Here is a 20,905-nt window from a genome sequence, read left to right on the forward strand (position 1 = left end):
GGATGCTGTTGGCCAGCGGAACGTTGCCAACGTCGAGCAGTTCGGTCTGGGTCTTTTGGTCGTAGAAGGCCGAACGATACTCGGTCTTCATGAACCAGCCCGGCGAGCTGATGCCGAAGAAGTTCAGGCTGTTCTCGACGCCACCACCGATGAACCAACCGTTACGATTGTAGCTGTTGAGGTGGGCACCGACGGGAACGCCGGCGAGGTCCGTGAAGTTGGTCTGGCCGAAGTGGGCGCCCGAGTAACCGCCGTTGACGTAGGTGAGAACGTTCGGAGCGGCCAGCCAGCCGAGGCGCACACCAGCGGCCCAGGAGGTTTCCAGCTTCTGGTTGCCCGTGATACCGTTGAGCGGATCCTGGATGGTGGCGCGGATGCTGCCGAACTGACCGTCAGCGAACACGCCAGCGACCCAGGTGCCGCTGAACTGCCAGTCGTAACCGGCGCCCACGGTGCCGAACCAGCCCGAGCCGCCCTGGCGCTGGGTGATCGTCAGCGGCGTACCGGAAACCGTATCCACAACGCTCTGGTCAGCATTCGAGAGGCCGCCACCGCCACCGCCGAAAATGTAGAAGCCGGTCCAGTTGGCGACCGGCGCCGGCATCGGAGCCTTCACGTAAGGACGGGCAGCCAGGTCAGCGGCCGAGGCCGAACCGGTCATCGCCACAACCGCGGCGAGAGCGAGCAAAGTCTTTTTCATTGTCAAAATTACCCCAAGTGGAAGCGTCGTCGATGTCTGTGAGGTAATCTAGACGGATTGGCCGATAATGCTGTAGCTGGAAGGCCACAGTGACGGACAAACGCTCTGGAAATGCTGGCTGGCAACGAAGAAGACATAGCCAATTTAGTCCGCGACAATCCAGCGGCTATCGCCATCTATCTATCTGATAACTTTGAAGAAAACGAGATACTAAAGGCTAAGACGGCGCTCAGCCTCGTCACGCGAGCTCATAACGTACAGATCCTGGCACGGGACGCGGGCCTTCGACGCGACACCCTCTATAGGACGTTTGGCGGTCGAATCGACCCGCAGCTCAGCCGGGTTCTTAGGCTGCTCGAAGCGCTGAACGTAAAGGCCCGGGTTACGCCTGCGTCCAGGATCGCCAGCCCGAGCGCGATCGCTACACGGCTCAGTCAAGCCTTCGCTTTCGACGATCCGACTGACACCATCCGGGAGCTGAGCACCGTCGTCAAATCGCAGAACGTCACCTCGCTCGCGCGCGAACTCGGCATTATGCGGACGACGGTCTACAAGACGTTCGGAGGAACCGTGGATCCGCAACTAAGCCGGGTCCTAAGTCTCTTTGAGACTTTCCGGGTCAGGCTGGAGGTCGCGCCGTCGACTGAGCCCAAGGTCAGACCACCCCGTCCGAAGCTTGGTCGACCGCGAAAGACCCTGGTCGAGCGGCCTTAGCATTTCTCAAGTTGAGCCCCGTTCCGGCACCTATATGCGGCCTCGTACGGGAAACTCTTTCAAGCCAGAAAACGGCAAAGAAAACCCGCTGGCCTTGCATGATGTGCAGGACCGCGTCCTGCGACCAGTGCGGCGGCGGGCGAGTACCTCAGCCCAGCGGCCGCGATATCCTGATGGAATGCGTTCCACGACTCGGTGAACCAAATCTCGATCGGGAATTGAGCCCGCCAGACCGGCCAAACCAAAAAATAACACGCAAGCATACACAGTATGCTCGCGCACAATATATGCGTGCGAGAATTCATTCCTACAGCCCCGCGTGGTCAATACTCAACCGTCGCGAGAACCGCAAGTCATTGCGCGCAGCAAAATCGCCGCAAACCGGCCGGTTCTATCCGCACTGACCAGACAAGCTTTCATGAAGGCCCACACCCGACGACCTCTCCATGCGCCGAACCGTGATCGGCGGCGAAACTGCGCCCGACGACTATGACGACTATATTGTGACCTGGGATCGCCTCTCGATCGGCCGGATCTTTAAGACGACCACCGTCGGGGGCAAGGAAGCATGGTCATGGTCGTGCCTGCCAAATGTGCCCCAGCCGAGCACGCACCGCGGGCGTGCCGGCAGCCTCGAGGCGGCCAAGGCGGCTTTCCCGGCTGCCTGGACGGACCTGGAATCGCCGCTCAGCTCCGACCAGATCAAGGAGGCGCGTGCGATCGGTGGCGACCGCAGCCGGCCGTGGCACAAGCGCGGATGAGGCCGACAGGATGGAGCCGAAGTTTCAATGAACTGATCGCGCTGCCGGACGGCCGCAGGCTGGTGACGCTGCTCGACGCCGGCAACTACATCGCAGCGTTACCGAGGCGGTGGCCTTACCTCTGCTCGTTCCTCGCGAGCGACGCCAGTCTATCGAGTTGGCCGGCCAAACCCACGAAACTACGGGCGATGTTTTTCAGGACGGCGGCGCGATCCTTGGAAATGCCGCTCGCGCGAGAAAGTCTCTTATAGTGGTCAGCATGTTCTCGGCACTCAGCAAAGTTGATCCGTTGCTGAGCCTTCCTGTTGCCCGCGCGGGACGTGGGAGCGCCTTTCCCCGCTAGCTTGCCTTCTACCATGTTAGGCCCCGTTGAATCAGCTTCGGACACTGGGTCAAATACGGACAGCGCCGGCTTGAGTTTTAAAAGGAACCACAACCGCGCGCGAATATTTGAGTCGTCGCTGGCTCGCTGCCAGAGCCGGCGGAGCGACTCCTGCCTTTGCCCCCGGAGCCGGGGCCGTCTCTCCGCCCTTATCGTATCGGAGTAACGTATGCGTTCCTCGCCCTCGATCGTGCCGGCCTGAGCCGAATCCGGAAACAAAGAAGAAAGACGTCGTGTGGTTTGCGATAGACGAGACGCGGCCACTGTTCGCGTTCGCCGGTATCTGGACGACTTTCAAGGGCGATCGCGGTACGAAGTCAAAGCCCGTGCCTGGACCTCATCAGGTCTATGGCTTTCTCACGACGGCGCCAAATGCCGTTGTCGAGCCCATTCATCCAAAGGCAATGCCGGTGATCCTGACGACGGCCGAAGAACGAGATGTTTGGCTGCGGGCGCCATGGGACGAGGCCAAGGCGCTGCAACGGCCTTTGTCAGATCAAGCGCTTAAAATCGTGGCGCGGGGCGCAGACAAGGAGGATAGCCCTTCAATCGCCGACGCCACTTCCGTTCAATAGTGAACTTTGGAACTACCTGCACGCGACAGGAATAAACTGCTCAAACCGAGCTGCGATGACGCCCGAGAGATTCTTCGAACCACTTAACAAATGATACTGACTCTCCTCGGCCCGAAGCGTAGAGTTGAAATGTCACCGCAGCGGCACTTGGCATCGGTCGGTGATGAGAACGCCAGTTGCGCTCCCGCCCCACTCGAACGAGGGAGCAATGCCATGCTGAAGCGACGTCGTTACAAACAGTCCAAAACTCTCAAGGAGCGGCTCGCTGACGAGGCCGTTCGCCTTCGCGAGGAGGCCCAGGCGCTTGCGCCGGGACGCCGCCGCGAGATCCTGCTGCGCCGGGCGCGACAGGACGAGACGGCCATGCAGATCGAGTCCTGGCTGCATTCGCCGGGCCTGAGGGCGCCGACATGAGCCGGCAATACCGCGCCTATCTGGTCGGCGAGAACGGCGTGTTTCGCTCCGCCGAAGCGTTCGAGGCCGATTCCGATGCATCCGCGCTTCGCGTTGCACAACAGTTCACGCGCCGGGGCAACGTCGAGGTCTGGCAGCTCGACCGGAAGATCGGGCTGTTGCTGGCGCAAGCCACGCCGCCCATCGCAGCCTGACTGGCAGCCACGCGCCTGAACCGCCGCACCGGAAGGCGTCACTCCTCCGCAAGCTTGCGCTCGATATAGGCGTCCACCGTCTCGGCGAAGGAGCGCTGCACCCCCACCGCGGCACCATGCTGGTCGAGCGCGTCGCGCTGGAGCACACGCAGGCCACGCCCCCGGAGGCTGGCCGGCGCGGTGTTCAAATATTGATCGATGGCGCCTTTGGCGAGCGGAATAGCCCTCGGATCGCCCCTTGCGATCAAGAGACGCAAGAGGCTCTGGCAATCGGCCAAACCGGGCATGGCTCAGCCTTCAGCGTTGCTGCGATTTCGGGTTCGGTCGCTTGACCGGCTGGGTGTGGGTGCCGAACAGCGCCAGCAGAAACGCGACTTCTTCCTTCGAACCGACCTGGATCATGACTTGTCTCCTTCTCGCTCCGTTGGTCGGGGCCAACGGGCGCGGCGTTCAGGACAATCGGGTTTCAGCAATGTTTCAGGCGTGTTTCGTCGAGACCGAAAACGATCTCCAGAACACGATCTACCGGTGCCTGCTGAAGGTCTGCCGATGATGCAAAGGGCCTGCGCCGATGTTTTTGTCGGACCAGCCCTAACTCCTGAAAACGGCCCCGGCGCGGGACGGGGGGCTGGGGGCGCCGGAGCCGCCATTCCAGGCCGGCCATCGGCGGTGGGCCGACCACAAAGCTAATTCCAGTTTGGAGCAAGAAGTTCCAATGGGGGACCTGGCAAAGCGAACAGCTCAATACTGAGGACGCTTCAACAGCTCCGGCAATCGCGCGATTGCCGTTGCGATCCGTCGCGCCTCGTCGCGCGATAGATACTGGTGGGCATATTGGTAGCCCCACGAGTGCAGATCATCGCGATGAAGAACGCAGCAGATCGTGAAGCCGTTCGCGTCCTTGACTCGGAAGCACTCCTCTTCCGCGATCATGACCCACGGCGCCGGAAACCGCCTGAGATTGTCCATCCATGATCACTGGCGTGCGTGGCCCCGTTGCTGCTCAATTCCGCGCGGTACGAGGCGGCGCTTGGCAAGACCAGTCCGCGGCGCTGCCGGCGGCCGGCGCGGAACGAAGAGGCTGTTCACAAGAATAGGTTCGCTGTCGCCGAGCCGTGTCCGCTCGTGAACCAGGCCGCTCATCACGACGCGCATCTTCATGATCTCTTCCGCCACGAAGGTGCAGTCCTCGTCGCGATTGATCTGCTCATGCATGATGGCCTCGGCCTCTCGCATGCTGACGCGTAACGCTCTGACGATGTTGCGGATTTCATTGATGCGGTTATCCACGGCCCATCTCCACCTGACGACGGGACAATAAGAACAAATCATGAACAATGAGTCAATACGATCTTCACTTCGGGTTCACGGTGCCTTGCCTAAAGCTGCGGCCAATAACGGCACGTAGGTAGGAAACATGTCCTTTGACCCGATGGCCGCTGCGGTTGACTGGCTTGATGCCTACCGCACCGGCGACATCGAAACGATTTTGGGAATGTACGCCGATGATGCGATCGTCCATTGCGCCTGCGGCGGCATGAAGAGGATTTCGACCCGGCAGGGCCTGCGCGCCTAGTGGGTCGCCCGTCGTGGCCCGCGCGTTGGCACACGGTTCACTCTGCTACCTGACGCTTCGAATTTTATCCAAATGCGGCGAAGCGGATTCGGCGGAATGAAATCTCCCCGCGTCATGCTGGGACATGTCCCTTGCGAGGGCGCATGGGCAAGCTGGAGATTCCGTCGATGTATTACGTCGCCGCCGCATTGCTGGTGCTGTCGGGACTGTTCTACTCCGCGAGCCATCACGAGCTCGGCCAGTTCGGTGCGAACGTGTGCAGCTATGGCAGCACGTTCTGCGACAACCCGGTGGTCGTCTTCACCGGCGGCGCGCTGGCCGCCGCCTGGGGCATGTTCGTCAGCATCAAGTAGCGGCACGCGCGTCGGCACGCATGCATTGGGCGCGTTACCTCGCCAATTCCTTGCGGACGGCGGCGGCGGAATTGCCGACCTTGTCGACGGCCTTTTGCAAATCCTCCTTCGATATGCCGAGCGCGTGCGTCCAGTACTTGACCTCGAAGGCCTCGTGCATGTTGATCTTGCTGCGGTCCGGTTGCCCGCGCTTCGTCAGATTGTCCATCGCGTGTCCTCCCTCATGGAAGAGCAAAACGCCACCATGGACCGGCCGTTCCAAACGGCAGGACGAGACCATACGTCGGAGCTCACGCGTCGAGGCTCACACGTTCAGCCACAGCATGGAAGCGAGCACCGCTGAAAACAGAAACAGCCCGACAATTGCAATTCTGAAAACCAGATCGGCGGCCAAATGTGCCCCCTTTTGTCGTTGCAAATTCTTTGCTCGTACGGCGCCCGGCCCCGCCTTGGAAAGGGCAGGACCGCACCGTGACTTTGCTGCCGGGGCGGGTTGGAACGGCCCGTCGAGCGGCACCGCGACGCGCTCATCCAGCTTTGGTTCCAGGTTTTCGGAAGGCGCGAATCACAGCAACGATAACCCCACCGGTCGGCGGACGCCACTGGCATGAGAATCAAACCGTGCCGCGCGCGACAGCGGACAGCCGAGCAGGTGCTGCCTGATCGCCGACGGCTTCCGTGTCCAGGGATCGGCCGACTGTCGGCGACATCTTCTCGCGCGAGAGGCTGGCGACCGTTTTGAACGGAGGGAAAAGGAAGAGCCCGCAACCGGTGACGGTGCGGGCTCGACGATCTCTGTGATGGTATCACTCTACAAGTGTTTTGCCCGACGTGTCAAAGGATGACGGGGCGTTGGCGTCAGCGGACGGCGCGGGCGCTGGCCGACGCAGGAACTTTGCGGCCATGACGCGCTTGAAGCACACTTCGCAATTCCGGAAGCCGGAAGGTCAGCCCCTGTCAAACCGATCGAAGCAGCACGCCGCCAAGCACGACAGCCCCAAAGGATCGGCGAAGTCCGGACCGGGGCTGCTGCAACGGCTGGGGCCCGGGCTCATCACCGGCGCAGCCGACGACGATCCGTCGGGCATCGCCACCTATTCGCAGGCGGGTGCGCAATTCGGCTACGGGCTGCTCTGGACGGTGTTTCTGACCCTGCCGTTCATGATCGCGATTCAGCTCGTCAGCGCTCGCATCGGCCGGGTCACCGGCAAAGGGCTCGCCGCCAACGTCCTGCAGCTCGCGCCGCGCTGGATCGTGCTGGGGCTCGTCTCGCTGCTCGTCATCGCCAACACCTTCAACATCGCCGCCGACATCGCCGCGATGGCGGAGGCGCTCTCGCTGGTCATCGGCGGGCTCAATCACGAGCACGCCCTGATCTTCGCGGCGGGTTCGACCCTGCTCCAGGTGTTCGTGCCCTATCGCCGCTATTCGCCGGTGCTGAAATTCCTGACGCTGACGCTGTTCGCCTATGTCGCCACCGCCTTCACCGTGGAGATCCCGTGGAGCACCGCGTTGCTCGCCGCGGTATGGCCGAAGGCGACGATCAGCGCCGACTATTTCCTGATGGTCGTCGCCGTGCTCGGCACCACCATCAGCCCCTATCTCTTCTTCTGGCAGGCCTCGCAAGAAGTCGAGGAGATGAACCAGGGCAAGCGCGACAAGCCGCTGCGCGACCTTCCAACCGGGGGCGCCCCTGAAATCGCGCGCATCAAGGCCGACACCATCGTCGGCATGCTGCTCTCCAACAGCATCGCCTTCTTCATCATCCTGACCACGGCGGCCGTGCTGAACGGCAATGGCATCACCAGGATCAACTCGGCGACGGAAGCGGCCGAAGCGCTGCGTCCGCTCGCCGGCGATTTCACCTTCGCGCTGTTCGCGCTCGGCATCATCGGCACCGGCCTTCTGGCGATCCCGGTACTCGCGGGCTCGGCGGCTTACGCCGTTGCTGAGACTTTCGGCTGGCACGCCACGCTGGAGGCGAAGCCGGAAAAGGCGGTCGGCTTCTACGCCATCATCGCGGCCGCAACCATCATCGGCTTCGGTCTCGGCTTCACCGGCATCGACTCGATTCACATGCTGGTATGGAGCGCGGTGCTCAACGGCATCGTTGCCGTGCCGGTCATGGCCATGATGATGCTGATCGTCTCGAGCCGTGCGATCATGGGCCGCTTCAAGGCCCGCTCACGGCTGGTCGCGCTGGGCTGGCTCGGCACCGCGATCATGGCGCTGGCCGTCCTCGCTCTGCTCGGCTCGTCCGCGATCGGCTGACCAGACCGGCGACAGCGACGCCGAGACCTGCGACGCCAAGATCTGCGGCGCCAAGATCTGCGACGCGACGACGACGATGAAGGCCGCGAGCACGGCCGGCACGCTGATGAACCGTATTACGGCGTCACGGGATTGACGGTCGGAGATGTCTTCGGCCCCGGCCGCTCCGGCTCGACCGGCGACTTCGGTGCGGTGGGAAGCACCTTGGCGCCGGCGGCATGTGCGGCCTCGCCCGTCGTCGCATACATCGCAACATGAGCCGGCTGAGTCTTGGCGCGGTTCCACGGCCCGTGATCGACGATCACCATCGCAGCAATCGTCAAGCCGGCCACGATCAGCGCGATCACGCCGGGATGGCGAAGCGCCGAGGACATGGAGTTTGCGAAGCGATGTGTTGTCATCGAAGGACCCGTGCTGTTTCCTCTCGCGGGTTAACTCAAACGCATCCTGCGAGTTCCGCCCCTCGCTTAAGCAAGTTCTGAGCCACTACGCGGAACCGATCGTCCCGATGCGATCACTTTTTCACGTCCGGGCGCGCGTCGCCGACGAAGCTGTCGCGGTTCGGCATTTTGACAGCCGAAAGCGATTTGGCATCGAGTGTCGCATCGGCTCCCACCAGCCCGTTCAGGTTCAGGATATAGGCGGACACCGCATAGACGTCATCGTCGCTCAGCGACTGCGGCGCGTTCTGCGGCATGGCGCGGCGGATATAATCGAACAGCGTCGGCGCATAAGGCCAATAGCTGCCGACGGTGCGGATCGGCTTGGCCGTTGCGATCGTGCCCTGCCCACCGGCGAGCCGGTCACCCAAGCCACCCTCGCCTTTATCGCCATGGCACGAAGCACATTGCTGGGCGAACACCTCGCGCCCATGGCTGACCGAACCGCCTCCCTGCGGTAGATTGCGGCCGTCACGTCCGACATCGATATTCCAGCCCGCGATCTCCGCAGCCGTCGCAGGGCGACCGATTCCATAAGGGCTTTGCGCCTGCGCTTCGCTCGCGAAGGCACCCAGCGCGATTGCGACGGCAACGCCGCAGGTCTCACGCCAGCGCATTGGTCACCTCGCCGTCGGCCGCGATGCGCCAGGGCCAGATCGCGTTGTTGTGGTAGAAATAGTTCTCGCCGCGCACCGCGAGCAGTTCGGCCAGCGTCGGCTGCACATAGCCGGTTTCGTCGACGGCGCGGCTCTGGATCACGGCCGGCTTGCCGTCCCATTGCCAAGGCAGGCGGAAGCGCGTGAGGGCGCGCGTCAACACCGGCTCCTGCAATCGCGCGTCCTGCCAGCTCTTGCCGTCATCGACCGACACCTCGACACGCTTGATCTTGCCATGTCCGCTCCAGGCGATGCCGGTGATCTCGTGGAAGCCGGGCGCGCTCAGGCGATGACCGCCCGAGGGGCGCGTAATGATCGACTTCGCTTCCATGTAGAAGGAAAACTCGCGCGCCGTGCCGTCGGGCAAGAGATCGGTGTATTTCGAGGTCTCTTCGCGCGAATAAATGGGCTCCGCGGTCACGTGCAGGCGGCGCAGCCACTTCACGCTCATATTGCCTTCAAAGCCCGGCAGGAACAGCCGCAGGGGATAGCCCTGCTGCGGACGTAACCGCTCGCCGTTCTGGCTGTAGACTAGAAGGGCGTCCTCGAGGCATTTCTCGATCGGAATGCTGCGTGTCAGCGCGGCGGCGTCAGCGCCTTCGGCGACGACCCATTTGGCCTCCGGTTTCAATCCGGCCTCCTGAAGCACCAGCTTCAGGCTCACGCCGGTCCATTCGGCGCAACTCACCAGACCCACGAGGTCCGATGCCGTCTTGCCATAGGGCTTGGTGTAACCGGGATTGCCGGAGCATTCGAGGAAATGGATGCGCGACTCCGACGGGAAGCGCCTGAGATCGTCCATCGTGAAGATCAAGGGCCGTTCGACGAGGCCGTGCAGCATCAACCGATGCTGCGCCGGATCGATGGTCGGAACACCGCCATGATGCCGCTCGTAGAACAGTCCATTCGGCGTGATGATGCCGTCGAGCTCCTGCAATGGCGTCCGGCTTGAGGCCGATATGTACTGCTTGAGAGTCTTCGAGATGTTCTTGACGACGCCCTTCTCGAACGGTGACGGCGCGCCATAGGGCTGGGCTCCCATCGGCTCGCCCGGCGCCTTCATCCATTCGGGAATGTTGGGCGGAAGGTTGTCCGTCTCCGCCGCGGCCGACGTACCAGCGCCCAGAACGGCGCCGCCCGCCACCGCGGTGCCGCCTTGCAGGAAGCGACGGCGTGTTGTTCTCGCGGATTTTCCGGCGGCGTCGATCGTGCTGCTCATTGCGGATCCTCGGCTGAAGTGCGCCCCGCATCAAACGCTCCGCGAAGGGTGTTTGCAATCCGCACCTATTTCAAAAACAGGCGATTTCGACCAGGACTGGTCTAGATCAGCCAGCCGCAACAGTCATTCCGTTCTTCGCGATGCAAGACAGCTCTCAGTTTCACTCGCCCGGAGCGATCGCGTTACTCGGCGTCGGGCGGTCGGTGATCTGCTGTCCGAACAGGCTGCCGATCAGCTCGACCGCAGTGCGCGCGGTGCGACCGCGCTCGTCCAGGAACGGATTGAGCTCGACGATGTCGACCGATCCGACCACGCCGGAATCATGAAGCAGCTCCATGATCAGATGCGCCTCGCGATAGGTCGCTCCGCCCGGCACCGTGGTGCCGACCCCCGGCGCCACACACGGATCGAGGAAATCGACATCGAAGCTGACATGGAGCACGCCATCGCACGCCTTGACGCGCTCGATGACGCGCCGGATCAGCACGGCGACGCCGAACTCGTCGATCTGGCGCATGTCGACAACCCTGATCCGGCGTGTGCGCATCAATTCCTTTTCGAGCTTATCGATCGAACGCGCGCCGAACAGGTCCAGCCTGTCGGGATCAATCGAGGCGCGCGGATCATCGCCGAGCAATCCGTCGAGGCCGGGCTCGCCACACAAGAACGCCGCCGACATGCCGTGCATGTTTGCGGTGATCGTCGTCTCGGGCGTGTTGTAATCGGCATGGGCGTCGAGCCAGAGCACGAACAGCTCGCGTCCGCGCTCCTGCCAGTGGCGCGCCATGGCATTCACCGAGCCCATCGACAATGTGTGATCGCCGCCGAGGAAGATCGGCAACGCGCCGGTCTGTGCGATCTCATGGCCTCTGCGGCTCAGCAGGCGCGTCCAGCGCTGGATTTCGCGATAGTGGTTGGCTTTTTCGGGCAGCCTGTCAGCGAGGTCCCTGACCTCCGCCACGGAGAGATCGCCATAATCGACAACTTCGAAATCAAGGCTTTCGAGCAATGCCGCAAGCCCGGCGGTGCGCAGCGCCGCAGGGCCCATCAAGGTGCCACGCTGCGAAGCTCCCATGTCGATGGGCGCGCCGAGCAAGGCGATGCGCCGGCCTTGATCCGTCATGATCCGATCGGTCACGGCAATCTCCTGAGATCAGCAAGCCTTCGCCAGCCTAACAGAGATTCGCATCCGTCGTTTCCCGGGATTACAGGACGAATGGGCTCGCGCGCCCGGAACAAATTCCCGGACGCCGCATTTTGTTTACAGGGCCGGCATCCGCCGTTCAAAACGGCGCCTGTCGCGGATAGCCAAAGGTCTCTCGACCCGCTGTTCAAAACGAGCGCACGCGCGGATAGCCAAAGGTGCCGGCCTCCATCTCTTCGCCAATTCCGGAGGTCGCGATCTTGAGCACGGACATACCGCAGCCCAATCCCCCGCCCGGCATGGCCGAGCGTGCCATCGACGGCGCAACCGACGTGTCCCGCACCATTGGCGAGGTGGCAGGCGGCCTGCACGCCGCGGTCGATCGCCTCACTGCCGCAATCGACGAAGCACGAAAACCCGGCCGGCCGCTCGCGACAGTCGCGGCAATCACGCGCGAGGCGCCCTTGGCCAGTCTGTTCGTCGCCTTCCTCTTTGGCGTGGCAGTCGCACGCCGGCGCTAGCGATCGGAGTTGAAGCGGTTCAGGCCGCGCTGACGGCTTCGAGTTCAGCCGGCAGGAATTTCCTCTCGAACGCCCCGGCGGGCATCGGGCGGCCGAAGAAATATCCCTGCCCTTCCTCGCATCCCATGCTGACCAGGAAGTCGGCCGTGGCACGGTTCTCGATGCCTTCCGCCACGACAGTGAGCCCGAGCTGCTTGCTGAGACCGATGGTCGAGCCGACGATCGCGGCGTCGTCGGAATCGGCGAGCAGGTCAAGCACGAACGACCGATCGATCTTGAGCCCATCGAGCGGAAACTTCTTCAGATAGCTCAGGCTCGCATAACCCGTGCCGAAATCGTCGAACAGAACGCGGACGCCGAGCTGCTGGATCCGCTCGAACATGTCGAGCACGCGGCTTTCGTCGTGCAACAGGATATCCTCGGTGACTTCGAGCTCGAGCAGCGACGGCGTGAGCCCCGTCTCCGCGAGCAGCGCCGCAACGGAATGCGCGAGGTCGCCGGACTCGAGCTGCGACGGCGAGAGGTTGATCGCGACGCGCACGCTGTTTCCGGACAATTCCCAGGCTCGCGCCTGCCGACAGGCGGTCTCCATCACCCAGTTCGCGATCCGCTCGGACAGGGACGAGGTGTTGACCACCGGCATGAATTCCCCGGGCGAGACATAGCCGCGCGCGGGATGCCGCCAGCGGATGAGCGCTTCAGCCCCGAGCAGGCTGCCGTCGACCAGCCGAACCTGTGGCTGGTAGAACAGTTCGAACTCGCCGCGATCCGCGGCAAGCGCCAGTTCGCTCTCCAGCGTCAGCCGGTTCTCCAGCTCCTGCCTGATCGCACTCTCGAAGATCACGTGGCTGCCGCGCCGCGTCATCTTTGCCTTGCTCAGCGCCAGATGACCATTTCCGAGAAGATCGTCGGCGTTGTGCCCACCTTCCGGATAGACGGCGACGCCGATGCTGATCCTGACGCGATGTTGGCGCGCGCCCGTTGCGAGCGGCGCTTCGAACGCGCGCGCGATCCGCTCGGCAAACTCCACAATCGGCTCGCCAGCCTCCGTACAATCAAGCGCGATGGCGAACTCGTCGCCGCTGAGCCGGGCGACGACCGCMTTGCCACCGACCTTGGTCCGGAGGCGCTCCGCGACGGACCGCAGCACGAGGTCGCCGGCCGAATGTCCAAGCATGTCGTTGATCTGCTGGAAGCCATCGAGGCCGAGCACAAGCAGCGCGACGTCGGACGATCGCGGCTCCGCCGCGGCGATCAGATTGGCGAGGCTCGCATGCAGCATGTTGCGGTTGGCAAGACCGGTCAACGCGTCATGTTCGGCGAGATACCTGACGCGTTCGGCTTCGCGCTTGCGGACCGAGATGTCGCGCAGGATCGCTCCGTACTGGAAGCCGTCCGTGCCCTGCCAGCCCGAAAAGCTCGCTTCGACCGGGAACGTCTCGCCGTTCTTCCGCCGCCCCTGAAACTCGACGACGACGGCACCGCCGGGCACCAACAGCGCCTGGCGCGCAGCATCGCGCATGGCAAACGCCTTTGCGCCACCGCCGGCGGGCTCCGCACAGAGCGTTTCGAACGGACGTCCGATCATTTCGGTCGGCATGTAGCCGAAGATCGCGCTGGCGCCCGGATTCCACACCGTGATCCGGTGATCCTCGTCGGTGCAGATCAGACCGTCGCCGAGCGACATCGCGATACGATGAAAGCGGCTCTCGGCAATACGTCCCAGGAGACTACGGAAATCGATCTCGTCGAGTGCAATCGCCGTCAGATAGGCAATGATCGCAATGTGAAACAGCGACGTGTCGATGATGAGCGGCCAGCTTGCCTGCACGAGCGCAGCGGCAAGTTCCACACCCGCTCCTGCGGCGACGAGGATGGTGACACGGACGCCCGGTGCGGAACGGCGCCACGAATACATCATCGCCAGGCAGATCAGGCCTAAGCCAATGATCATGCCGACATCGGACGTCCAGTGCAGCATCCGGTTCTGGAGGATCGATTCCGCCGCCAGGGCCTGGAGGACGGGCCCGGAGACGATCTTGCCGTTGGGAACACTGAACCGGTCGCCCAGTTCGAGCGCGGTAGCACCGACGATGATCTTCTTGTCTCTCAGCTTGTCCAAGGTCGCGGCATCGCCGCGCAGCACGTCAAAATAGGAGACACTTGGGATGGAGGCCGCACGAATGCCGAAATCGATCAGGAAGGGGGGCCGCCGATTGGCGTCCTGCCCGGCCAGCACGACGGCCATCGACGGCATCACGGCATCACCAAGCCTCTCTCCGACCGGATAGCGGCGCACGAGCCCGTCGGATTCGATCGCAACATTGACGACGGCCGGCCACGACTGGTTGCTGAACGGCTTCAGTGGACGATTGATGTGAACCGCGCCACCATTCGGCGTCGGCTGCTTGAAGGAGGGCAGGATCGTCGAACCGCCGACCTCCCGAAGCGCCGTGACGAGGGCCTCGTCTGAGGCCGGATCCGATGGTGTGCTGAAATCGACGTCGAAGGCGACGTCCTGTGCCCCTGCCGCCTCGAGCCTGTGCAACAGCTCCGCGTGGAGCCGGCGCGGCCAGGGCCATATCCCGATCTGGTCGATCGAGGGGGCGTCGATGGCCACGACGACGACATTGCCGCTGGCCGCACGCGATTGCCAGGCGAAGCGCAGATCGGTAAGCGCGTTGCGAAGCGCGCCGTGCCATCCCGTGGACAGCACGACCGCAAGCGCGATCATGACGAGAATATGCGGCCGATGGCGTTTCACTTTGCTCCCCTGCACCGGCGGTCCCTGCCGCCAGGCGCTCCCCAATACCGACGACACGGTCCTAGCGATGGCCTTTGCCCCAATACCAACCGTAGTGGTGGCCATGATTGCCGTTACCGTTGCTGCCGTTATTCCCGTTTCCGCTGTTCCCGTTGCCGTTGTTGCCATTATTGCCGGTGCCGCCGCTTCCGTTGCTGGTCGTACCAGTCCCGTTGCTTCCGCTCCCAGAGCTTCCGCCGGATACATCGCTGGTCGAACCAGCGGTGGTCGCAACGGTCGTCGTCGTATTTGACGACGTCGACGTGGCACTGGCCGTGGGTGCACTGCTGCTCACCGTAATCGCCGTGACGTTGGAGCTGTTGGCGGCCGTGGTCGTCGTGCTCGCCTTCGTATCGCTCCACACCGTCTCGGTCCCGGTGCTGGCGTTCGCATTGCGCACGTGCCCCGTTGTCACGGCGCCGTGGGCGAGCCCGTTCGTGACCTTGTGGACGTTCAGCTTGACCTCGCCGAGCGAACTGGAGATGCGCACGACGCCGCCTTTGGGCGCCTGACCGCCGGCCGCTTGATGCGATTGCGCCGGCGCGCCAGCCGCCTTGGTCCCCTTGTCGATCGGACCGAGCGCATGGATCGCGTGGCCGCTCGCCGCATTGCGCGGTGCCGACAGGCCCGATTTCGGCACCAGGACTCGCTCGATCGTCGAGGCGCGCGGCTTGCCGTGCTCGATCGGATTGAAGGTCCCGGCACCACTCAGGCTGAGGCCGGGCTTGCCGTGCTCAAAGGAGGTGGCGGCCTGTCCCGGCATGACCTGTGCGATCTGTCCGGACTTGAAGTCGGAGACTTCAACCTGGCCGCGGAGCACGCCGACCTTGGTGCTGCGAGCATTCACGGTGACGCTGAATTGCGTTCCTTTGACCACGGCGGCGAGATACGGCGTCTCGACCTCGAAATGCTTGACGTTGCGCTTCTCGACCTCGAGCAGGATCGAACCCGCCTGCTGGATGATGGTGGTCGAGAGCCCTTCCTTCTTCTCGGCCGGCAAACCGACCACCGAGTTCGGGGAGATCAAAATCGATTCCTCGCCGCGGACGAGTAGCACGCGTCCGTTGCGTCCGGTGCGAATGGTATCACCGGCCCTCAGCGTCCCTTCCTGGGTCAATGACACAGGCTGCGCGCCGTTGGCGGCAAGCCAGACCTCACCCGAGGACTTGCTGACTGACCAGACGCCATCGTCCGCGGCAGATGCGAACGAGGCCGTACCCAGGATCAGCGCGGCCACGAAGGCGCACCGCATTCCAACTCTGCCCAGCATCACGATCCTCAGTCCCGCATTACAGCCAGTCCTGAGGCGTATCCGAAATCACTCAAGAGAGAATTAGCGGGAACCGGCAAGTCCAATGGCTGCATTAACCAATCATTGACCATAAAAAACTAAGAAAAATCATGCAGCTAACGAACTCTTACCGGCTCTTGTGCACTGCTCCGTTAAACTACGGGGAGCGGCTCGTTGCGCGCATTGAGAAGCGGCATCTCCTCGTTGCACTGGTGCTGGCGGCACCGATTTTCACCGGAATTTCGCAGGCGTTCGCTCAACAGGCGAACCAGCCCGGCTTCGATCCGCGGCAGCCCGAGAAATACTTTGAAAACCAAACCGAGCAGGAATCGCTGAGCCGTCCTCCGGTCACGCTGCCGGCGGTCGGCCGGCCCAACACAGGCGGGGATACGAAACCGCAATTCGTGTTGCGCGGGATCGATGTCAGCGGCGCCCAAGCCATTCCCCGCGATCGCATCGCCGCAGCCTATCAGCCCTATCTCGGAAAGAAGGTCTCGCAAGCCGACCTCGCCGCGATCGCCGGCGCGATCAGCGATCTCTACCGCGCAGACGGCTTTCATCTGAGCCGGGCGATCGTGCCGCCGCAGGACATCGCCGACGGTCGCGTCCGGATCCAGGTGATTGAAGGCGCCATCGTGCAGGCCGAGCTGAAAGGCGACGGCGCCGAGCAGTTTGGCGTGAGGCCGATGCTGGGGCCGGTTCTCGCCGAGCAGCCGTCGCGCCTGGCAACGCTCGAACGTCAGCTCTTCCTCATCAACAGCGGGCCGGGCATCCGGATCACCGACACCGCGCTCGAGGAGATCGGCGGTGCCACCGGCCGCTTTCGCCTCATCGTCCATTTGAAAACCTGGCACGTCTTCTCGTCGTTCGGCGTGGATAATTTGGGCTCATCGTCGGTCGGCCCGTGGCAGACCTACGCGACCGGCGCTTTCAACTCCTACCTCACGCCCGGCGATACGCTGGCGGTCAACCTGTCGACCATTGCCAACGACCCGCGTGAGCTTGGCTTTGCGCGATTATCCTATGACGCGCCCGCCGGCGTCGACGGCGTGCGCCTCGGCGCTTCCGTCCTGTACAGCGCGGTCCGGCCGGGTGACGCCCGCCGCCTCGACAGCGACATCACCACGACAGAGGCGTTCGAGCTGCGGGCAAGCACCGTGCCCTTCATGTCGCAATCATCGGCGTTGACGCTGACCTTGGCCGGCACCTTCAGCAACGTGTCCGAGCACGATCTTTACGGCCCCTGGTACAACGACCACATCAGGACCGCGAGCCTGACCGCCGATTACCGGCTCCAGGATCGCTTCGGCGGCACCAATTTCGCGACGCTGACCTACCGCCAAGGTCTCGACATCTTCGGTGCCTCGCATTTCGACGACGATCTGCTGTCGCGCGACGGCGCCGCGTCGAACTTCTCGGTGCTGAACCTCTGGTTCACGCGCTACCAGACCCTCAACGACGCCTGGTCGCTCAAGCTGTCCGCGGCCAGCCAGACGGCATCGCGGCCGCTGTTCATTTCGCAGCAGTTCTATCTCGGCGGCGCGGCTTTCGGCCGGGGCTATGGCGCGGCCGAGATCAGCGGCGACAACGGTCTTGCCGGCTCGCTCGAGCTGCGCTTCGACCAGAAGCTCAATTTCCGCTACTGGACCGGCTATCAGCTCTACGCCTTTGGCGACGCCGGCGCAGTCTGGAACGACGGTTACCGCCTGAGCGACGGCCTGTCGCTGACATCGGCCGGAGCCGGCGTGCGGTTCTTTCTGCCGGATGATCTTCAAGCCGATCTCGGCGTAGCCGTCCCCTTGAGCTACCGGGCGCCAGACAACGAGCGCCGCAGCCCACGCTTCCTGTTCACCCTCTCGAGCGCATTCCGGCTCTGCCCCGAACGCGGCAGGGGCGGCTGCCTCTAGCTGCCGCGCTTTGAGCACACCCGGCATGCGGCCCTTTTGCGGCCTTGCTCACAGACTTGCCTAAATTTAATCCCGTAACCTGCTCACGATCGCTCGATCCGGGGGCTTGCAATGACCATTTTCAGTCGAAAGTGATTGGGACGGAACCATGAAGAGGGTGTTTGCAATCCTGGCCTTTCTCTGCGTGCTCGGCGTCGGCCAGTATTTCGTGGTCAGCCGGTTCGCGATCCGACATGAGATTTTGACCCTGTTCGATGCCTCGCGCCAACGGCCGATCTCGGTCGAGATCGCGGTGCGGCGCGACTACGAGACCAAGGCCAATCTCGGGCTCTGGAAGCTCCCGCTCGCCATCATCAGCAACGGCAACACCGTCAAGGCGACCGAGTATTCCTTCCTCGCCAACGTGCTCGCGGCGCGCGGTTATCTCGTTGCCAGCATCCAGCAGGACCTGCCGAGCGATCCGCCGTTGATGACCCATGTCGGTCAGCAATATGTCGGGCGGCGCGAGGTCTATATCCGCTGCGAGGCCAACATCCTTTTCGCCCTGGCCGAACTGAAGCGACGGCAGGAAAACACCGACTACGACCACATCACCCTCGTCGGCCATTCCAACGGTGGCGACGTCTCGATGTATGTCGCCCATCAGCACCCGGAGATCGTGTCGAAGGTGATCACGCTCGACAATCTGCGGGTGCCCTTCGTGCTCAGCGACAACCTGAAGATCCTGTCGTTCCGCTCCAAGGATCCGCATTTCCAGACCGACCCGGGCGTGCTGCCGACGCCTGAAGAGGCCAAAGCGCGCGGCATCGACATCGTCCATACCGGTGCTCAGCACACCGAGATGAGCGATCGCGGTCCCGATGCGGTCAAGGAGAAGATCCAGGCGACACTCGACCGCTTCCTGCGTGACAGCGCCAGCAGCTCGCTCGCGCCGGCTGACACCAGAAGCCCGATGATCATGAACCCCGGCGACTACTAGCCGGGTCCCCTTTGCGGCAGATCAAGGCAGCTCCAGGGTGGCGACGATAGGAAGGGCCTCACCATCCCGGAGGGGCACGTGTCGCACTCCATCGAAAGCCTTGATGCGAAACGTCTCGAGACGGCAGGCCTTGGCCTGCCGGCTGCGAGGACACCGGCATTCGCGCGGCATCTCTATCGTGCGACCCGCAAGCTGCTGCGGTCGATCATCGCCCGCATCGATCTCTCGCAATTTCCGGGATCGTGCTGCGGCTGAGCGCGGCGTCACGCAAAATCAATTTGCGGTCACGCGGCGCACACCGGAACTCAGGACTTTCCCTTGCCGGGCTGCATGAAACTGCCGGTCATCTGGCGCATGTGGTCGCCGGCGCTGGTGAACTGGCTCCGCAGGAAGTCGGACTGGATTCGCATCGCTTCCTGAAGGTCGGTGGCATGCACGAGCTTGCGCGCGTGCTCGAACGCCGACTTCATGTTCTGCTCAGTGAACGCGAGCGCCTGCTTGGACACCTCGGTACCCGCTCCGGGAACCGACGTCATCGATTTGGTGGCAGCTTCGAAAAACATGCCGAATGCCTGTTCCGCCTGATCGATCGTCTTTTCGGCCAGGTCGCGCAGTTCGGCCGGGACTTCGAGCTTCGGTTCGATCATGGTCATACTCCTCCCCTTTTTCCCAACTGAATACCACACTTGCCGGATCGCATTCCAGCGGCAGCCTGGCGGACAAACGTCGCCCGGGGGTCCGGCTCCGGCCGGAAAACGGGGACGAGGCGTACGGCCGGGGTCAGGACAGGGGGTGCTCGGGAAGGGTTTCTTCGGTGCCGAGGTCTTCGACCAGCTTGATGACCTCGAAACGCTGTCGAGGCCCGAGCTTCAGGAACGCGCGAAGCAGGCGCAGACTTTCAACGGTGCTGCTTGCAGGCGCGCCGAGCTTGAGGTGCAGTTCAGCCGCGAAATTGAGGTTTTTCATCTCGCACCTATGACAAGCATCGGCCCTCGTGATCAGACGTCGAGGTCTCGCTCGAGAATCGAACACCATGACCGGACGCCATGGTGACCCTGAGATCTCGGCCGGGGCACCCGGTGGGTTAACACGCTGAACCATATACTGGCTCAACCGAACAGGTTGCAATTATGTCAAGAAACAACCCTTCCGGCAAGCCCAACCGTCGCCGTAGCGATGCTTCGTCCGCATCGCAGCACGGCAATTCCGGATAACAGGAATATGGACCGTCGTCACCCACCTGCGTCAAGAAGCGGCATCACTCACGCACACGGCCTCGGTCGCTGTCAATCGGTGCGGCGTTTCGCCGTGTTTCCGGTGTGAACGAGGCCAGATTGAAGTTTCTTCAGCGTATACACGTAATTGTTGAGCCCGACCTCGGCGGTTGTATCGTCGGCGAAATGAACGTCGAGCCGCGCAGCCGGCCTGCAGCGTCTTGATCCGTCCGCCAGTGAAGCCCCCCTTGAGCTGCTCGGCTTGGACGCGGTTCCCCGTACCGGGTTCATCGGTCCGAAGATATCTCCGCCAATGAACCGTCGTTCAAGGTGGAACGACCAAGCGGTTGCGAAGCGGCCACGCAGACCATGGGCGCCATGGCTGACGGACTTCTCGATTCGGGCGCGCCTCAGCACCAAAGGACGACAGCATGCTTTCCCGCTGCGATCTCATCAAGGGCGGCGCCGTCGCGCTTCTCACTTTCTCGATACAAGGCGCATGGGCGCAGGAGACAAGGATGAATCTGTTCAAGATCGTCACCATCAAGGACGAAATCGTCGTCGGATTGTCGGCGGAGGAGCTCCAGGCGCTCGGCGGCAATGATGCGAGCGCGGTTGCGCATGCGCTTGCGCAGAAGGGCGATCTCACGGTCTGGCAGTACAACGTGCATCGCGGCCCGAACGGCGAATTGCAACAGGCGCCGACCGCGAAGATCGGGCTCTTGGCCAACGCGTCTCTCCGTGTCGAGCCCTACACGACGCCTTACCAGATCGTGCCGCATCCGTGACAA

The 20,905-nt window shown here is 63.0% G+C and carries 25 protein-coding genes and 1 pseudogene; 13 read left to right on the forward strand and 13 right to left on the reverse strand.

Annotation, left to right across the window (positions count from 1 at the left end; translation table 11 throughout):
• A partial coding sequence (locus tag AC1DW2_RS34795) for an outer membrane protein (RefSeq protein WP_477008242.1) occupies positions 1–700 on the reverse strand: 700 nt, incomplete at its 3' end.
• A 111-nt stretch (positions 701–811) separates the two neighbouring features.
• On the opposite strand from AC1DW2_RS34795, the gene AC1DW2_RS34800 reads away from it, so the two are divergent.
• The 5 genes and pseudogenes from AC1DW2_RS34800 to AC1DW2_RS34820 all read left to right on the forward strand — a co-directional run bounded on the left by AC1DW2_RS34800 (position 812) and on the right by AC1DW2_RS34820 (position 3,740).
• Complete coding sequence (locus AC1DW2_RS34800) at positions 812–1,414, forward strand: helix-turn-helix domain-containing transcriptional regulator (protein ID WP_439036990.1); 603 nt, start codon at positions 812–814, stop codon at positions 1,412–1,414.
• Between the two features lie 446 nt (positions 1,415–1,860).
• Positions 1,861–2,175, forward strand: coding sequence for a hypothetical protein (locus tag AC1DW2_RS34805; protein WP_477008243.1), 315 nt, complete (start codon positions 1,861–1,863; stop codon positions 2,173–2,175).
• Between the two features lie 579 nt (positions 2,176–2,754).
• Positions 2,755–3,132: pseudogene (locus AC1DW2_RS34810) on the forward strand (SOS response-associated peptidase family protein); the annotation flags it as partial.
• A 213-nt stretch (positions 3,133–3,345) separates the two neighbouring features.
• On the forward strand, positions 3,346–3,546 hold the full coding sequence (locus AC1DW2_RS34815) for a hypothetical protein (protein WP_439035343.1): 201 nt from the start codon (positions 3,346–3,348) through the stop codon (positions 3,544–3,546).
• A complete protein-coding gene (locus AC1DW2_RS34820; protein ID WP_028153017.1) occupies positions 3,543–3,740 on the forward strand; it encodes a hypothetical protein in 198 nt (65 codons plus the stop codon). Before AC1DW2_RS34815 ends, AC1DW2_RS34820 begins: the two co-directional genes overlap by 4 nt.
• Before the next feature lie 38 nt (positions 3,741–3,778).
• On the opposite strand, the gene AC1DW2_RS34825 is transcribed toward AC1DW2_RS34820, so the two are convergent.
• The 3 genes from AC1DW2_RS34825 to AC1DW2_RS34835 form a co-directional block, all read right to left on the reverse strand.
• Positions 3,779–4,027, reverse strand: coding sequence for a hypothetical protein (locus tag AC1DW2_RS34825; protein WP_014493719.1), 249 nt, complete (start codon positions 4,025–4,027; stop codon positions 3,779–3,781).
• 454 nt (positions 4,028–4,481) lie between these two features.
• Positions 4,482–4,673: a hypothetical protein gene (locus tag AC1DW2_RS34830; protein ID WP_231142698.1), complete on the reverse strand. Its 192-nt coding sequence runs from the start codon at positions 4,671–4,673 to the stop codon at positions 4,482–4,484.
• A 42-nt stretch (positions 4,674–4,715) separates the two neighbouring features.
• A complete protein-coding gene (locus tag AC1DW2_RS34835) occupies positions 4,716–5,030 on the reverse strand; it encodes a hypothetical protein (protein ID WP_135215132.1) in 315 nt (104 codons plus the stop codon).
• Between the two features lie 127 nt (positions 5,031–5,157).
• On the opposite strand from AC1DW2_RS34835, the gene AC1DW2_RS34840 reads away from it, so the two are divergent.
• Together AC1DW2_RS34840 and AC1DW2_RS34845 are read left to right on the forward strand one after the other, a co-directional pair.
• The gene (locus AC1DW2_RS34840; protein ID WP_193560894.1) at positions 5,158–5,316 is read left to right on the forward strand and encodes a nuclear transport factor 2-like protein; all 159 of its coding nucleotides are present in this window, start codon (positions 5,158–5,160) and stop codon (positions 5,314–5,316) included.
• A 167-nt stretch (positions 5,317–5,483) separates the two neighbouring features.
• The gene (locus tag AC1DW2_RS34845) at positions 5,484–5,669 is read left to right on the forward strand and encodes a hypothetical protein (protein WP_014493715.1); all 186 of its coding nucleotides are present in this window, start codon (positions 5,484–5,486) and stop codon (positions 5,667–5,669) included.
• A gap of 34 nt (positions 5,670–5,703) precedes the next feature.
• Here the strand turns inward: AC1DW2_RS34845 and AC1DW2_RS34850 are convergent, their stop codons facing one another.
• Positions 5,704–5,877, reverse strand: a complete 174-nt coding sequence (locus AC1DW2_RS34850; protein ID WP_439035344.1) for a DUF3606 domain-containing protein — start codon at positions 5,875–5,877, stop codon at positions 5,704–5,706.
• Between the two features lie 695 nt (positions 5,878–6,572).
• Between AC1DW2_RS34850 and AC1DW2_RS34855 the strand changes: the two genes are divergently transcribed.
• Complete coding sequence (locus AC1DW2_RS34855; RefSeq protein ID WP_439035345.1) at positions 6,573–7,940, forward strand: NRAMP family divalent metal transporter; 1,368 nt, start codon at positions 6,573–6,575, stop codon at positions 7,938–7,940.
• Between the two features lie 116 nt (positions 7,941–8,056).
• On the opposite strand, the gene AC1DW2_RS34860 is transcribed toward AC1DW2_RS34855, so the two are convergent.
• The 4 genes from AC1DW2_RS34860 to rocF form a co-directional block, all read right to left on the reverse strand.
• Entirely contained in the window at positions 8,057–8,341 is a 285-nt protein-coding gene (locus AC1DW2_RS34860; RefSeq protein ID WP_028153026.1) for a hypothetical protein, read from the reverse strand.
• A 113-nt stretch (positions 8,342–8,454) separates the two neighbouring features.
• Positions 8,455–8,997: a c-type cytochrome gene (locus AC1DW2_RS34865; RefSeq protein WP_354123883.1), complete on the reverse strand. Its 543-nt coding sequence runs from the start codon at positions 8,995–8,997 to the stop codon at positions 8,455–8,457.
• Positions 8,984–10,255, reverse strand: coding sequence for a sulfite dehydrogenase (gene soxC / locus AC1DW2_RS34870; RefSeq protein ID WP_477008244.1), 1,272 nt, complete (start codon positions 10,253–10,255; stop codon positions 8,984–8,986). Before soxC ends, AC1DW2_RS34865 begins: the two co-directional genes overlap by 14 nt.
• Before the next feature lie 160 nt (positions 10,256–10,415).
• Positions 10,416–11,393 carry an arginase gene (rocF, locus tag AC1DW2_RS34875; protein ID WP_439035349.1) on the reverse strand — a complete coding sequence of 326 codons (978 nt, stop codon included), beginning with the start codon at positions 11,391–11,393 and terminating at the stop codon, positions 10,416–10,418.
• 266 nt (positions 11,394–11,659) lie between these two features.
• Here rocF and AC1DW2_RS34880 point away from each other — a divergent pair, with 266 nt between their 5' ends.
• A complete protein-coding gene (locus AC1DW2_RS34880; RefSeq protein ID WP_439035350.1) occupies positions 11,660–11,920 on the forward strand; it encodes a hypothetical protein in 261 nt (86 codons plus the stop codon).
• A 19-nt stretch (positions 11,921–11,939) separates the two neighbouring features.
• Here AC1DW2_RS34880 and AC1DW2_RS34885 read toward each other — a convergent pair whose 3' ends face one another.
• A complete protein-coding gene (locus AC1DW2_RS34885) occupies positions 11,940–14,684 on the reverse strand; it encodes an EAL domain-containing protein (protein WP_477008245.1) in 2,745 nt (914 codons plus the stop codon).
• 61 nt (positions 14,685–14,745) lie between these two features.
• On the reverse strand, positions 14,746–15,993 hold the full coding sequence (locus AC1DW2_RS34890) for a FecR family protein (RefSeq protein WP_354218920.1): 1,248 nt from the start codon (positions 15,991–15,993) through the stop codon (positions 14,746–14,748).
• 131 nt (positions 15,994–16,124) lie between these two features.
• On the opposite strand from AC1DW2_RS34890, the gene AC1DW2_RS34895 reads away from it, so the two are divergent.
• From AC1DW2_RS34895 to AC1DW2_RS34905, 3 genes are all read left to right on the forward strand, one after another.
• Positions 16,125–17,921, forward strand: coding sequence for a ShlB/FhaC/HecB family hemolysin secretion/activation protein (locus tag AC1DW2_RS34895; RefSeq protein WP_477008246.1), 1,797 nt, complete (start codon positions 16,125–16,127; stop codon positions 17,919–17,921).
• A 148-nt stretch (positions 17,922–18,069) separates the two neighbouring features.
• Positions 18,070–18,900, forward strand: coding sequence for an alpha/beta hydrolase (locus AC1DW2_RS34900; protein ID WP_063982042.1), 831 nt, complete (start codon positions 18,070–18,072; stop codon positions 18,898–18,900).
• Between the two features lie 78 nt (positions 18,901–18,978).
• Positions 18,979–19,155, forward strand: a complete 177-nt coding sequence (locus AC1DW2_RS34905) for a hypothetical protein (protein ID WP_187387992.1) — start codon at positions 18,979–18,981, stop codon at positions 19,153–19,155.
• Between the two features lie 50 nt (positions 19,156–19,205).
• Here AC1DW2_RS34905 and AC1DW2_RS34910 read toward each other — a convergent pair whose 3' ends face one another.
• Positions 19,206–19,547 (reverse strand): phasin, encoded by a 342-nt coding sequence (locus AC1DW2_RS34910; protein ID WP_014493705.1) that lies wholly within the window; start codon positions 19,545–19,547, stop codon positions 19,206–19,208.
• 133 nt (positions 19,548–19,680) lie between these two features.
• Positions 19,681–19,866 (reverse strand): hypothetical protein, encoded by a 186-nt coding sequence (locus AC1DW2_RS34915; RefSeq protein WP_063982041.1) that lies wholly within the window; start codon positions 19,864–19,866, stop codon positions 19,681–19,683.
• Between the two features lie 679 nt (positions 19,867–20,545).
• On the opposite strand from AC1DW2_RS34915, the gene AC1DW2_RS34920 reads away from it, so the two are divergent.
• Positions 20,546–20,902 (forward strand): hypothetical protein, encoded by a 357-nt coding sequence (locus tag AC1DW2_RS34920; RefSeq protein ID WP_063982040.1) that lies wholly within the window; start codon positions 20,546–20,548, stop codon positions 20,900–20,902.
• Positions 20,903–20,905 lie beyond the last annotated feature (3 nt).

It is taken from the genome of Bradyrhizobium sp. P3_C3 (genome assembly GCF_056402655.1).